The 15,110-nt window shown below is 62.6% G+C and carries 9 protein-coding genes; 7 read left to right on the top strand and 2 right to left on the bottom strand.

Annotated features, from left to right (window positions below):
- Window positions 1-30 precede the first annotated feature (30 nt).
- On the top strand, window positions 31-408 hold the full coding sequence (rplL, locus tag QFZ23_RS17780; protein ID WP_306924895.1) for a 50S ribosomal protein L7/L12: 378 nt from the start codon (window positions 31-33) through the stop codon (window positions 406-408).
- 113 nt (window positions 409-521) lie between these two features.
- Here rplL and QFZ23_RS17775 read toward each other — a convergent pair whose 3' ends face one another.
- Window positions 522-1,028, bottom strand: coding sequence for an aminoacyl-tRNA deacylase (locus QFZ23_RS17775; RefSeq protein WP_306924893.1), 507 nt, complete (start codon window positions 1,026-1,028; stop codon window positions 522-524).
- Window positions 1,028-2,227, bottom strand: a complete 1,200-nt coding sequence (locus tag QFZ23_RS17770) for an acetyl-CoA C-acetyltransferase (RefSeq protein ID WP_306924891.1) — start codon at window positions 2,225-2,227, stop codon at window positions 1,028-1,030. The genes QFZ23_RS17775 and QFZ23_RS17770 overlap by 1 nt, the downstream gene beginning before the upstream one ends.
- Before the next feature lie 392 nt (window positions 2,228-2,619).
- Here QFZ23_RS17770 and rpoB point away from each other — a divergent pair, with 392 nt between their 5' ends.
- The 6 genes from rpoB to tuf all read left to right on the top strand — a co-directional run bounded on the left by rpoB (window position 2,620) and on the right by tuf (window position 15,017).
- Window positions 2,620-6,126 carry a DNA-directed RNA polymerase subunit beta gene (gene rpoB, locus QFZ23_RS17765; RefSeq protein ID WP_306924889.1) on the top strand — a complete coding sequence of 1,169 codons (3,507 nt, stop codon included), beginning with the start codon at window positions 2,620-2,622 and terminating at the stop codon, window positions 6,124-6,126.
- Window positions 6,127-6,227: 101 nt separating this feature from the next.
- Entirely contained in the window at window positions 6,228-10,127 is a 3,900-nt protein-coding gene (locus tag QFZ23_RS17760; protein WP_306924887.1) for a DNA-directed RNA polymerase subunit beta', read from the top strand.
- Window positions 10,128-10,540: 413 nt separating this feature from the next.
- Window positions 10,541-10,915 carry a 30S ribosomal protein S12 gene (gene rpsL, locus QFZ23_RS17755; RefSeq protein WP_003803830.1) on the top strand — a complete coding sequence of 125 codons (375 nt, stop codon included), beginning with the start codon at window positions 10,541-10,543 and terminating at the stop codon, window positions 10,913-10,915.
- A 1-nt stretch (window position 10,916) separates the two neighbouring features.
- On the top strand, window positions 10,917-11,387 hold the full coding sequence (gene rpsG, locus QFZ23_RS17750; protein WP_003803829.1) for a 30S ribosomal protein S7: 471 nt from the start codon (window positions 10,917-10,919) through the stop codon (window positions 11,385-11,387).
- Window positions 11,388-11,456: 69 nt separating this feature from the next.
- Window positions 11,457-13,571: an elongation factor G gene (gene fusA / locus QFZ23_RS17745; RefSeq protein WP_306924884.1), complete on the top strand. Its 2,115-nt coding sequence runs from the start codon at window positions 11,457-11,459 to the stop codon at window positions 13,569-13,571.
- Between the two features lie 255 nt (window positions 13,572-13,826).
- Window positions 13,827-15,017, top strand: a complete 1,191-nt coding sequence (gene tuf / locus QFZ23_RS17740; protein ID WP_003803827.1) for an elongation factor Tu — start codon at window positions 13,827-13,829, stop codon at window positions 15,015-15,017.
- Window positions 15,018-15,110: the final 93 nt, after the last annotated feature.

Here is a 15,110-nt window from a genome sequence, read left to right as displayed (position 1 = left end):
CCGGCCACCTTTATAGGAAGGACGCCAACCATGGCGAAGCTCACCAACGAAGAGCTCATTGAAGCTTTCAAGGAACTGACCATCATCGAGCTCTCCGAGTTCGTCAAGCTCTTCGAAGAGACCTTCGAAGTTACCGCTGCTGCTGTTGCTGTTGCTGGCCCCGCTGCCGGTGGCGCTGCAGAAGAAGCTGAAGAGAAGACTGACTTCGACGTCATCCTCGAAGCTGCTGGCGACAAGAAGATCGCAGTGATCAAGGAAGTTCGCGCCATCACCTCCCTCGGCCTCAAGGAAGCCAAGGACCTGGTTGACAGCGCTCCCAAGGCTGTTCTCGAAGGCGCCACCAAGGAAGCCGCCGAGAAGGCAAAGGCTCAGCTCGAAGAAGCTGGCGCCACCGTTACCCTCAAGTAACACTGCTTGTTCAGGAAACCCCGTCCACTCCGGTGGGCGGGGTTTCCTGCGTTTAACCCAACGAGGTCGCAGTAGGTGTCGTTTTCACCCCTGAAAACGACACCTACTGCGACCTAGTTGGGGTCGCTGATGTCCGCGAGCACAGCGCCGAGGGCCGAGACCAGGGCGTCGGCATCCACGAATGCGCTGTAGCCGTGCTGGCCCGCGCCCATGGAGATCCGCTTGCCCGCGATAGCCCGGTCCGCATAGACAGGCCATGCCGTGGTGCTGCCGAGCGGGGTGATGGTGCCGCGCTCATAGCCGGTTGCCTCCAGCGCCACGTCGGCCGCAGGGAGTGAGAGCTTGTTGACGCCCACCAGGCTGCGCAGCTTGGGCCAGGAGATCTGGCGGTCGCCCGGGATGAGGGCGAAGAGGAAGCTGCCGTCCTTGTGCTTCACCACGAGGGACTTCACGATGTCCGCCGGGCTGATGCCAAGGATCGCGGCCGCCTCCTCGAGGCTGTGGGCCGCCAGCCGTTCGACGAGCTGGACATCCAGGCCGCGCGCGGCGGCGTCGGCAAGGAAACGCTCCCTGCCGCCGCCGTTCGTCCCGTCGGCGCCCGGCGCCGGAACGCCGTTCATCAGTCGCGGAACAGCAGGAGGGCCTCACCCTGGCCGCCGCCTCCACAGAGTGAGACTGCCGCCTTGCCCTGGCCGCGGCGCTTCAGCTCATGTGCCGCGTGGAGTGCCAGCCGCGCACCGGAGGCGCCGATCGGGTGGCCCAGCGCGATGGCACCGCCATGGATGTTGCACTGCTCCAGCGGGTAGTCCAGATCCTTGAGGGACTGCACGGCCACCGAACCGAACGCCTCATTGATCTCGATGAAGTCCAGATCCGCGGTACTCCAGCCGGCCCGGTCCAGGGCGTTCCGGATGGCGTTGGAGGGCTGGGAGTGGAGGGAGTTGTCCGGCCCGGCCACCTGCCCGGGCTTGCCTACGACAGCCAAGTACTCCAGGCCGTTCTCCTCCGCGAACTTGCGGGAGGCCAGGACCAGGGCGGAGGCACCGTCGGACAGGGGAGAGGAGTTGCCGGCCGTGATGGTGCCGTCGGTGACGAAGGCAGCCCGCAGGCCGGCCAAGGACTCCACGCTGGTATCCGGCCGGAGGCCCTCGTCGGTGGAAACCACCACCGGATCACCCTTGCGCTGCTTGACGCTGATCGGTGAGATCTCGTCGTCGAAAACGCCGTTCTTCGAGGCGATCGCGGCGCGCTGGTGTGAATTGGCGGCCACGTTGTCCTGTGCGGTCCGGTCAATGCCGAGGGTCAGGTTCTTGGATTCGGTGGACAGGCCCATCGACTGGCCGTCGAAGGCGTCGGTGAGGCCGTCGTGTGCCGCAACATCCAGCGCCTGGACGGTGCCGTAGTTCCAGCCCTGGCGGGATCCGGGGAGGACGTGGGGCGCCCGCGTCATGGATTCCTGCCCGCCGGCTACGACGACGGTGGCGTCGCCGGCACGGATCATCCGCGCCGCGTCGATCACTGCGGTAAGCCCGGAAAGGCAGACCTTATTAATGGTCACCGTGGGCACGTTCCAGCCGATGCCTGCGCCGATGGCGCTCTGGCGGGCCGGGTTCTGCCCGGCCCCGGCCTGCAGGACCTGGCCCATGATGACGGCGTCCACCTGGTCGGCGTCCACTCCGCTCGCCGCAAGGGCCGCTTTGATGGCGTGCGCCCCGAGCTCGACGGCGGTGAAGCTCGCCAGTTGCCCGTTCAGCCGGCCCTGCGGGGTGCGCGCGCCGGACAGGATGACAACGTCGCGGTTGTCCACGGAATTGCTCATGGATGTTCTCTCCCGATCTTTGGTCGATGGTTGGCCTAAGGGTATCGTGAGCCCGGTCACCTATCTATTCAACGCTGGGAAGGCGGGGCGCATTCCGGTTAGGTGCCCGTGGCAACGGTGCTTGCATTCTGCTGGCAAGTGGGGTAGACACGCGTGGGGTTTTGCCGTATCGTAGATATTTGCGTCTTCCCTGTTTACCTTCAGCCTTCATATAGCGGTGGGCTTAGCCTGTTAGCTGTTCCATCAATGTGCCGTGAACAACGTCACCAGCATGGGCAGAACCAGGTTCCGGGTCATATAGCGGAACCGGATGGTAGCACTGCGGAGTCACTCCGCAGGGTGAAAAGCGGGGGAGATCTGAAAACGCCTGAAGGTCTGTGGAAGGATCCCTCTTGGTCGCCTCGAGCACCTCTAATAACGAAACCGCTAATACGGCAAGCACCGATGGTGCGACTCGCCGGCTCTCATTCGCAAAGATTCACGAACCTCTTGACGTTCCGAATCTGCTTGCCCTGCAGACGGACAGCTTCGACTGGCTGGTCGGAAATGAACGCTGGCAGGCCCGCGTTGCGAAGGCCGTCGAAGAAGGCGACCTGAGCGTCGCCACCACCTCCGGTCTTTCCGACATCTTCGAAGAGATCTCCCCGATTGAGGACTTCCAGGGCACCATGTCCCTGAGCTTCTCCGATCCGGAGTTCGCTGATCCGAAGTACACCATGGCTGAATGCAAGGACCGGGACGCTACGTACTCGGCACCGCTGTACGTCAAGGCCGAATTCATGAACAACAACACGGGCGAAATCAAGCAGCAGACCGTGTTCATGGGTGACTTCCCGCTGATGACCGAGAAGGGCACCTTCGTCGTCAACGGCACCGAGCGTGTCGTCGTTTCCCAGCTGGTCCGTTCCCCGGGCGCCTACTTTGAGCGCGCCGCTGACAAGACCAGCGACAAGGACATCTTTACCGCAAAGATCATTCCGTCCCGCGGCGCCTGGTTCGAGCTCGAGATCGACAAGCGCGACCAGGTCGGCGTGCGCCTCGACCGCAAGCGCAAGCAGTCGGTCACGGTGCTGCTGAAGGCCCTCGGGTGGACCGAAGGCCAGATCCTCGAGGAGTTCGGCCAGTACGACTCCATGCGTGCCACGCTGGAGAAGGACGCCACCGAAACCCGCGAAGACGCCCTGCTGGACATCTACCGCAAGCTGCGTCCAGGCGAGCCGCCCACAGTCGAGGCTGCCCAGTCCCTGCTGGACAACCTGTACTTCAACTCCAAGCGCTACGATCTGGCCAAGGTTGGCCGCTACAAGATCAACCGCAAGCTTGGCATCGACCGCTCCCTTGGCGACAAGGAAGCCTCGGTCCTGCACGTTGAAGACATCGTGGCCATGATCAAGTTCCTCGTCGCGCTGCACGCCGGCGAGAAGACCCTCATGGGCAAGCGCGACGGCGAAGACCACGAGCTGCGCGTCGAGATCGATGACATCGACCACTTCGGCAACCGCCGCATCCGCGCCGTCGGCGAGCTCATCGAGAACCAGGTCCGCACCGGCCTGTCCCGCATGGAGCGCGTCGTCCGCGAACGCATGACCACGCAGGACGTCGAGGCCATCACGCCGCAGACCCTGATCAACATCCGTCCCGTGGTGGCAGCCATCAAGGAGTTCTTCGGAACCTCCCAGCTGTCCCAGTTCATGGACCAGAACAACCCGCTCTCGGGTCTGACCCACAAGCGCCGCCTGTCCGCGCTTGGCCCGGGTGGTCTGTCCCGTGACCGCGCCGGCATGGAAGTCCGAGACGTCCACCCGTCCCACTACGGACGTATGTGCCCCATCGAAACCCCTGAAGGCCCGAACATTGGCCTGATCGGTTCGCTGGCGTCCTACGGCCGCATCAACCCGTTCGGTTTCATCGAGACGCCGTACCGCCTGGTCAAGGACGGCGTCGTCTCCGACGACGTCCAGTACCTGACGGCCGACGACGAAGCAGAGGTCCTGATCGCACAGGCCAACGCTCCGCTCGACGAGAACAAGCGCTTCGCTGAAGAGACCGTCCTGGTCCGTGCCCGTGGTGGTGGAGGCGAGCCCGTGCTCGTTCCCGCCGCTGACGTTCAGTTCATGGATGTTTCCCCGCGCCAGATGGTGTCCGTGGCAACCGCCCTGATCCCGTTCCTCGAGCACGACGACGCCAACCGTGCACTCATGGGTGCCAACATGCAGCGCCAGGCTGTGCCGCTGGTCCGTTCCGAGGCCCCGTTCGTGGGTACCGGCATGGAGCGTGCTGCTGCCGTCGACGCCGGTGACGTTGTCATCGCGAAGAAGCCCGGTGTGGTCACCGAGGTCTCCGCCGAGCTCGTTGTCATGCTCAACGACGACGGCACGGAAACCAACTACCGCATCAACAAGTTCGCCCGCTCCAACCAGGGCAACTGCTACAACCACCGCGTTTTGGTGAACGAAGGCCAGCGCCTGGAAGTTGGCGGCATCATCGCCGACGGCCCGGCAACGGACCAGGGCGAGCTCGCCCTCGGTAAGAACCTCCTCGTGGCATTCATGTCATGGGAAGGCCACAACTTCGAGGATGCCATCATCCTGTCCCAGCGCATCGTGGCAGAGGACGTCCTTTCCTCCATCCACATCGAGGAGCACGAGATCGACGCCCGCGACACCAAGCTTGGTGCCGAGGAAATCACCCGTGACATCCCCAACGTGTCCGAGGAAGTCCTGGCTGGCCTGGACGAGCGTGGCATCATCCACATCGGTGCCGAGGTTGAAGCCGGCGACATCCTGGTCGGAAAGGTCACCCCGAAGGGTGAAACCGAACTGACCCCGGAAGAGCGCCTGCTGCGCGCCATCTTCGGTGAGAAGTCCCGCGAAGTCCGCGATACCTCCCTGAAGGTTCCGCACGGCGAGTCCGGCACCGTCATCGGCGTGCGCGTCTTCGACCGCGACAATGACGACGAACTGCCCCCGGGCGTCAACCAGCTGGTCCGCGTCTACGTGGCTGCCAAGCGCAAGATCACCGACGGCGACAAGCTCGCCGGCCGCCACGGCAACAAGGGTGTTATCTCCAAGATCCTCCCGGTCGAGGACATGCCCTTCCTTGCTGACGGTACCCCCGTTGACATCGTCCTGAACCCGCTGGGTGTTCCGGGCCGTATGAACGTCGGCCAGGTGCTGGAAACGCACCTCGGCTGGGTTGCCAAGACGGGCTGGAAGATCGAAGGCGAGCCGGAGTGGGCCAAGCAGCTGCCGAACCTGCCGCGCGAGAGTGGCCAGACCACTGTTGCAACGCCGGTCTTCGACGGCGCCCGCGAAGAGGAAATCACCGGGCTGCTGGACTCCACCAACCCGACCCGTGACGGCGAACGCCTGATCAACTCCTCGGGTAAGACGCGCCTGTTCGACGGCCGCTCCGGCGAGCCGTTCCCGGATCCGATCTCGGTCGGCTACATGTACATCCTGAAGCTCCACCACCTGGTGGACGACAAGATCCACGCCCGCTCCACCGGCCCGTACTCCATGATCACGCAGCAGCCGCTGGGTGGTAAGGCACAGTTCGGTGGCCAGCGCTTCGGTGAAATGGAAGTGTGGGCGCTCGAAGCTTACGGCGCCGCCTACACGCTCCAGGAACTGCTCACGATCAAGTCCGATGACATCCACGGTCGTGTGAAGGTCTACGAGGCGATCGTCAAGGGCGAGAACATCCCCGAGCCGGGTGTTCCCGAATCCTTCAAGGTGTTGATCAAGGAAATGCAGTCGCTGTGCCTGAACGTGGAAGTGCTTTCCACGGACGGAACCACAATTGAAATGCGTGACTCTGATGACGCAGTCTTCACGGCTGCGGAAGAACTGGGCATCGATCTGTCTCGTGCAGAGCCCAGCTCCGTAGAAGAGGTCTAGCAGGGGTCCCGACGGCGGGTGGTGACCACCCGTCGTCGGCCTCTCCCTCTCCCCGTAAACAAGACTTCAGAATTTAGAGAACAAGAGAGAACAGGGACCATATGTCCAGCGAATCCTCCTTCGGCCTCATGCAGATCGGCCTCGCCACCGCGGAAGACATCCGCGGCTGGTCGTACGGCGAGGTTAAGAAGCCGGAAACCATCAACTACCGCACGCTCAAGCCCGAGAAGGACGGCCTCTTCTGCGAGAAGATCTTCGGCCCGTCCCGTGACTGGGAATGCTACTGCGGCAAGTACAAGCGCGTGCGCTTCAAGGGCATCATCTGTGAGCGGTGTGGCGTCGAGGTCACCCGCGCCAAGGTGCGCCGTGAGCGCATGGGCCACATCGAACTGGCTGCTCCCGTAACCCACATCTGGTACTTCAAGGGTGTTCCGTCCCGCCTGGGCTACCTCCTTGATCTGGCTCCGAAGGACCTCGAAAAGGTCATCTACTTCGCTGCCTACATGATCACCAGCGTCGACGAAGAAAACCGCCACGCGGAACTGCCCAACCTGCAGGTTGAGCACGACGTCGAGAAGAAGCAGCTGATCGACAACCGCGACTCCGACATCGCGGCGATCGCCCGCGACCTTGAGGGCGAGCTTGCCCGTCTCGAGGGCGAGGGTGCCAAGGCTGCCGACAAGAAGAAGGCACGCGACTCCGCTGACCGCCAGATGGCGAACGTCCGCAAGCGCGCCGACGCGGAGATCGAGCGCCTCGAGCAGGTCTGGGACCGCTTCAAGAACCTGAAGGTCGCCGACCTCGAAGGTGACGAGGGCCTGTACCGCGAACTGCGTGACCGCTACGGCATGTACTTCGAAGGCTCCATGGGTGCCGAGGCCATCAAGAAGCGCCTTGAGAACTTCGACATGCAGGCCGAGTCCGACAACCTGCGCGACATCATCGCCAACGGCAAGGGCCAGCGCAAGACCCGCGCCCTGAAGCGCCTGAAGGTGGTCAACGCGTTCCTGACCACCAACAACAGCCCGCTCGGCATGGTGCTGGACGCCGTCCCGGTGATCCCGCCGGAACTGCGCCCCATGGTCCAGCTGGACGGTGGCCGCTTCGCGACCTCCGACCTCAACGACCTCTACCGCCGCGTGATCAACCGCAACAACCGACTCAAGCGACTGCTTGACCTGGGTGCTCCGGAGATCATCGTCAACAACGAGAAGCGCATGCTTCAGGAAGCTGTTGACAGCCTCTTCGACAACGGCCGCCGCGGCCGTCCCGTCACCGGACCGGGCAACCGTCCGCTGAAGTCCCTGAGCGACATGCTCAAGGGCAAGCAGGGCCGTTTCCGCCAGAACCTGCTCGGCAAGCGCGTCGACTACTCCGGCCGTTCGGTCATCGTCGTCGGCCCGCAGCTGAAGCTGCACCAGTGTGGTCTGCCCAAGCAGATGGCACTGGAGCTCTTCAAGCCGTTCGTGATGAAGCGCCTGGTTGACCTCAACCACGCCCAGAACATCAAGTCGGCCAAGCGTATGGTCGAGCGCTACCGTCCGCAGGTCTGGGACGTGCTGGAAGAGATCATCACCGAACACCCGGTGCTGCTCAACCGTGCACCTACCCTGCACCGCCTCGGTATCCAGGCATTCGAGCCGCAGCTTGTTGAAGGCAAGGCCATCCAGCTCCACCCGCTGGTTTGTGGCGCGTTCAACGCCGACTTCGACGGCGACCAGATGGCAGTCCACCTGCCGCTGAGCCCCGAAGCCCAGGCTGAGGCACGCATCCTGATGCTGTCCTCCAACAACATCCTGAAGCCGTCTGACGGCCGCCCGGTGACCCTGCCTTCGCAGGATATGATCATCGGCCTCTACCACCTGACCACCAAGCGTGTGGGTTCAGCCGGTGAAGGCCGGATCTTCGGCTCGGTGTCCGAGGCGATCATGGCGTTCGATGCACACGAGCTGCACCTGAACTCCCAGGTCAAGATCCGTCTTGAGGGCTTTGTTCCTTACGCCGGCTGGGAAGCTCCGGACGGCTGGGAGCAGGGTCAGCCCGCACTGGTGGACACCTCCCTGGGCCAGGTTCTCTTCAACGAGACCCTGCCCGAGGACTACCCATGGGTTGAGGCTGTTGCCGACAAGGGCGAGCTTTCCCGCATCGTCAACGACCTCGCAGAGCGCTACCCGAAGGTTGTCACGGCCGCAACGCTGGACAACCTGAAGGACGCCGGTTTCTACTGGGCCACCCGCTCGGGCGTCACCGTCGCCATCTCCGACATCGAGGTTCCGGAAGCCAAGCCGGCCATCCTTGCCGGTTACGAGGAGCGCGCCGCCAAGATCCAGGGACAGTACGACAAGGGCCTGATCGACGACGACGAGCGTCGCCAGGAACTGATCGAGATCTGGAACAAGGCGACCAACGAGATCGCCCAGGCTATGCGCGACAGCCTGTCGCCGATGAACACCATCAACCGCATGGTGTCCTCCGGTGCACGTGGTAACTGGATGCAGGTCCGCCAGATCGCGGGTATCCGTGGCCTGGTGGCCAACCCGAAGGGTGAAATCATCCCGCGTCCGATCAAGTCCTCCTACCGTGAGGGCCTGTCGGTGCTGGAATACTTCATCGCCACGCACGGTGCACGTAAGGGTCTTGCCGACACCGCGCTGCGTACCGCCAACTCGGGTTACCTGACCCGTCGTCTGGTGGACGTCTCGCAGGACGTCATCGTCCGTGAAGAGGACTGCGGCACCGAACGCGGCCTCGTCACCCCGATCGCCGTGGTTGACGCCAACGGTGAGCTGACCCTGGACGAGAACGTCGAGAACAGCGCCTACGCCCGTACGCTGGCCGTGGACGTCGTCGACTCCAAGGGCAACGTCCTGGCTCCGGCCGGCACCGACTGCGGTGACGTCGTGATCGCTGAGCTGTTCGCAGCCGGCATCACCGAGGTCAAGGTCCGCTCCGTGCTCACCTGTGAGTCCAGCGTCGGAACCTGTGCCCTGTGCTACGGCCGTTCGCTGGCCACCGGCAAGACCGTGGACATCGGTGAAGCTGTGGGCATCATCGCCGCACAGTCCATCGGTGAACCCGGTACCCAGCTGACCATGCGTACGTTCCACACCGGTGGTGCTGTTTCCGCCAGCGGTGGCGACGACATCACCCAGGGTCTGCCCCGTATCCAGGAGCTCTTCGAAGCCCGTACCCCGAAGGGTGTGGCGCCGATTGCGGAAGCAGCCGGTCGCATCACCATCGAGGAATCCGAGCGTCAGATGCGCCTGGTGATCACTCCGGACGACGGTTCCGAAGAGATCGCCTACCCGGTCCTGCGCCGGTCGCGTCTCCTGATCGAGGACGGCCAGCACGTGTCGGTGGGCCAGAAGCTCGTCAACGGTCCGGTCGACCCGAAGCAGGTCCTGCGCATCATGGGCCCGCGTGCCGCACAGAAGTTCCTCGTGGACGAAGTGCAGGGCGTGTACCGCAGCCAGGGCATTGGCATCCACGACAAGCACGTGGAAGTCATCGTCCGGCAGATGCTGCGCCGCGTCACGGTCATCGAATCCGGCGACTCCGACCTGCTCCCGGGTGAGCTGGCCGAGCGCAGCCGGTTCGAGGACGCCAACCGCCGTGTTGTATCCGAGGGCAAGACTCCGGCTTCCGGACGTCCCGAGCTCATGGGTATCACCAAGGCGTCGCTGGCCACCGAGTCCTGGCTGTCCGCAGCGTCCTTCCAGGAGACCACCCGCGTCCTGACGCAGGCGGCCATGGAAGGCAAGAGCGATCCTCTGCTCGGCCTCAAGGAGAACGTCATCATCGGTAAGCTGATCCCGGCCGGCACGGGCCTCCCGCGCTACACCGAGATCACGGTGGAACCGACTGAAGAAGCAAAGGCCAACCTGTTCACCGGCCCGAGCGCATTCAGCGATTTCTCCTACGACACGCTGGGCGGCGACGGAGCTCCTGAGTTCCACGCCATCCCGCTGGATGACTACGACCTGGGCAACGACTTCCGGTAACGAGTCAACCCCTTGAACTGACGGGCCCCGTTTCCACGGCTGTGGGAACGGGGCCTTTCAGTCCCCGCAATCCGCCCGGATTAAGGCCTCAGGGCAGTCCGTGCTAAACTTGAGACCAATTGTTATTGTGGCAGTGGATGAGTGCGCCCGGTATTTGCTAGAAGGCTGTATCAGCCGTAAGGCAGGACCGAGAGCGACGTTTCCGGTTTGCAGGGTTCTTGTGCAACGTATGCCACATTTTCGCATGCCTAGGGACATTTGCGGCCGAGAGCTGCAGGGTCCTCCGCATGCGAATCCGACATCAAGGCTTCGCCTCAGCTGCTCTGGAGACTTCTTCAAAGCTCGGGCGGCGAGGCAAAGAAACAGGAGAGCGGCTGTCAGAGGCCGCTCCGGATAAAACGGAGAACACGAAAGTGCCTACGATTAACCAGCTGGTCCGCAAGGGCCGCACGCCGAAGGTCTCAAAGACCAAGGCTCCCGCGCTTAAGGGCAGCCCCATGCGCCGCGGTGTCTGCACCCGCGTCTACACCACCACCCCGAAGAAGCCGAACTCGGCTCTGCGTAAGGTTGCACGTGTGCGCCTCAACGGTGGCATCGAAGTTACCGCCTACATCCCCGGTGTTGGCCACAACCTCCAGGAGCACTCCATTGTGCTCGTCCGTGGTGGTCGTGTGAAGGACCTCCCCGGCGTCCGCTACAAGATCGTCCGCGGTGCCCTCGATACCCAGGGTGTCAAGAACCGTAAGCAGGCACGCAGCCGCTACGGCGCAAAGATGGAGAAGAAGTAATATGCCTCGCAAGGGTCCGGCCCCCAAGCGGCCGCTCGTATCAGATCCCGTCTACGGCTCCCCGCTGGTCACCCAGCTGATCAACAAGGTGCTGGTTGACGGCAAGAAGTCCACCGCAGAGCGCATCGTTTACGGTGCCCTCGAAGGTGCCCGCGCGAAGTCCGGCGGCGACCCCGTTGCAGCCCTCAAGAAGGCCATGGACAACGTCAAGCCCTCCCTCGAGGTCCGCTCCCGCCGTGTCGGTGGCGCCACCTATCAGGTTCCGGTTGAGGTCAAGCCGGGCCGCTCCACCGCCCTCGCCCTGCGTTGGCTGGTCGGCTACTCCAAGGCCCGCCGCGAAAAGACGATGACCGAGCGTCTCCAGAACGAAATCCTGGATGCCTCGAACGGTCTCGGTGCCGCTGTGAAGCGTCGCGAAGACACCCACAAGATGGCCGAGTCCAACAAGGCCTTCGCCCACTACCGCTGGTAAAACTTCCCGGACGCCGCCGGCTCAGACGAGCCGGCGGCGAACGCGTAGTCCATCCGAAAGGGAGACACCGTGGCACAGGACGTGCTTACAGACCTTAGTAAGGTCCGCAACATCGGCATCATGGCCCACATCGATGCCGGCAAGACCACCACCACCGAGCGCATTCTGTTCTACACAGGTGTGAACCACAAGATTGGCGAAACGCACGACGGCGCTTCGACCACTGACTGGATGGAACAGGAAAAGGAACGCGGCATCACCATCACGTCTGCCGCCGTGACCTGCTTCTGGGAAAACAACCAGATCAACATCATTGACACCCCGGGCCACGTGGACTTCACGGTTGAGGTTGAGCGCTCCCTGCGCGTCCTCGACGGTGCAGTTGCCGTCTTCGATGGCAAGGAAGGCGTTGAGCCGCAGTCCGAAACCGTTTGGCGCCAGGCTGACAAGTACAACGTTCCGCGTATCTGCTTCGTCAACAAGATGGACAAGCTCGGCGCTGACTTCTACTTCACCGTAGACACCATCGTCAGCCGCCTCGGCGCCAAGCCGCTGGTCATGCAGCTGCCCATCGGTGCCGAGAACGACTTCATCGGCGTCGTGGACCTGCTCTACATGCGCGCACTGGTGTGGCCCGGCGATGCCAAGGGTGACGTCACCATGGGCGCCAAGTACGAAATCCGCGAGATCCCGGAAGACCTCAAGGCCAAGGCCGAGGAATACCGTTCAACTCTCGTGGAGACCGTTGCAGAGGCCTCCGAAGAACTCATGGAGAAGTACCTCGAAGGTGAAGAACTCACCATCGACGAACTCAAGGCCGGCATCCGCAAGATGACGATCAACTCCGAGCTCTACCCGGTGTTCTGTGGTTCCGCGTTCAAGAACCGTGGCGTTCAGCCGATGCTCGATGCAGTCGTCGACTACCTGCCGAACCCGCTCGACGTCCCGCCGATGATCGGTCACGATCCCCGCGACGAAGAGAAGGAACTGACCCGCAAGCCGTCCGCTGAAGAGCCGTTCTCCGCTCTCGCGTTCAAGATTGCTGCGCACCCGTTCTTCGGTCAGCTCACCTTCATCCGCGTGTACTCCGGTCACGTGGAAGCAGGCGCACAGGTGGTCAACTCCACCAAGGGCAAGAAGGAGCGCATCGGCAAGCTGTTCCAGATGCACGCCAACAAGGAAATGCCCGTTGAGGGCGCTACCGCTGGCCACATCTACGCAGCGATCGGTCTGAAGGACACCACCACGGGCGACACCCTGTGCGACTCCTCCAACCAGATCGTCCTCGAGTCCATGAGCTTCCCGGAGCCCGTGATCTCGGTTGCCATCGAGCCGAACACCAAGGGTGACCAGGAGAAGCTCTCCACGGCCATCCAGAAGCTCTCCGCTGAGGACCCGACCTTCCAGGTCTCCCTCAACGAAGACACCGGCCAGACCATCATCGCCGGCATGGGCGAGCTCCACCTGGACATCCTGGTGGACCGCATGCGCCGCGAATTCAAGGTCGAGGCAAACGTTGGCAAGCCGCAGGTCGCTTACCGCGAGACCATCAAGCGTGCTGTAGAGCGTCACGACTACACGCACAAGAAGCAGACCGGTGGTTCCGGCCAGTTCGCAAAGATCCAGATCGCGATCGAGCCGCTGGACACTGCGGAAGGCGAGCTGTACGAGTTCGAGAACAAGGTCACCGGTGGCCGCGTTCCGCGCGAGTACATCCCGTCGGTCGACGCCGGTATCCAGGACGCACTGAATGACGGTGTCCTGGCCGGTTACCCGGTTGTTGGCATCAAGGCAACGCTGGTTGACGGCGCGTACCACGATGTTGACTCCTCGGAAATGGCGTTCAAGATCGCCGGCCGTATGGCTTTCAAGGAAGCCGCACGCAAGGCGAACCCTGTTCTGCTCGAACCGCTGATGGATGTTGAGGTCCGCACCCCTGAGGAATACATGGGTGAAGTTATCGGTGACCTCAACTCCCGCCGTGGCCAGATGCAGTCCATGGAGGATGCCCAGGGCGTCAAGGTTGTCCGCGCACACGTACCGCTGTCCGGCATGTTCGGCTACATCGGTGACCTGCGTTCGAAGACCCAGGGCCGCGCTGTGTACTCCATGACGTTCAACAGCTACGCCGAGGTCCCGAAGGCAGTTGCCGACGAGATCATCCAGAAGTCCCGCGGCGAATAGTCCCCAGGACTGTCCACGCGACAAGCTGCGAAAAACCAGGTGCGTTTCCCTGCGGAACACACTTAGTGCGGATGGCCGGAACACTGGTTCCGGCCCGGTTCCGGCCATCAGCACGAACAGGCTCTAGGCACTAGTATTAGTTCCTGAATCTGCAATTTCATCAATCCAAAGCCCCCCAAGTAGACTTACTGGAGTTTCTGCCGCGACAAGCGCGGTCGAAGGTAAGCCATTTGAAAAACGTTCTAGGAGGAACCTGTGGCAAAGGCAAAGTTCGAGCGGACTAAGCCGCACGTTAACATCGGTACCATTGGTCACGTTGACCACGGTAAGACGACGTTGACGGCCGCCATTTCCAAGGTGCTGTACGACAAGTACCCGACTCTCAACGAGAAGCGTGACTTCGCGTCGATCGACTCTGCTCCGGAAGAGCGTCAGCGCGGCATTACCATCAACATCTCCCACGTTGAGTACCAGACCGAGAAGCGCCACTACGCACACGTAGACGCTCCGGGTCACGCTGACTACATCAAGAACATGATCACCGGTGCTGCTCAGATGGACGGCGCAATCCTCGTGGTTGCCGCTACTGACGGCCCGATGGCTCAGACCCGCGAGCACGTTCTGCTCGCCCGCCAGGTTGGTGTTCCCTACCTGCTGGTCGCGCTGAACAAGGCAGACATGGTTGACGACGAGGAACTCCTCGACCTCGTTGAAATGGAAGTTCGTGAGCTCCTGAGCTCGCAGGGCTTCGATGGCGACGAAGCACCGGTTGTTCGCGTTTCCGGCCTGAAGGCTCTGGAAGGCGACCCGGAGTGGGTCAAGTCCGTTGAGGACCTGATGGCTGCTGTCGACGAGTCCGTTCCGGACCCCGTACGTGACCGCGACAAGCCGTTCCTGATGCCGATCGAAGACGTCTTCACGATCACCGGTCGTGGCACGGTTGTGACGGGTCGCGCCGAGCGCGGTACCCTCGCCATCAACTCTGAGGTCGAGATCGTCGGTATCCGCCCGGTCCAGAAGACCACCGTTACCGGTATCGAGATGTTCCACAAGCAGCTCGACGAAGCATGGGCCGGCGAGAACTGTGGCCTCCTGCTCCGCGGTCTGAAGCGCGACGACGTCGAGCGTGGCCAGGTTGTCGTCAAGCCGGGTTCCATCACCCCGCACACCGACTTCGAGGCCAACGTCTACATCCTCTCCAAGGACGAAGGCGGACGTCACAACCCGTTCTACTCGAACTACCGCCCGCAGTTCTACTTCCGTACCACGGACGTGACCGGCGTTATCACCCTGCCGGAAGGCACGGAAATGGTTATGCCTGGCGACAACACTGAGATGACCGTTGCGCTCATCCAGCCGATCGCTATGGAAGAGGGCCTCGGCTTCGCAATCCGTGAAGGCGGCCGCACCGTTGGTTCGGGACGTGTCACCAAGATCATCAAGTAACTCTTGCTGATTACAGGCCGGTTATCGGCCTGATCTTCAAAAACAGCCCCGCTGCTACTGGCAGCGGGGCTGTTTTTGTATCTGCAGTTCCTG

It is taken from the genome of Arthrobacter globiformis, from assembly GCF_030818015.1.
In the GTDB taxonomy this organism is placed as follows: domain Bacteria; phylum Actinomycetota; class Actinomycetes; order Actinomycetales; family Micrococcaceae; genus Arthrobacter; species Arthrobacter globiformis_C.
Note: the sequence above shows the minus strand (reverse complement) of the source record. Positions and strands in the feature narration are given on the sequence as shown.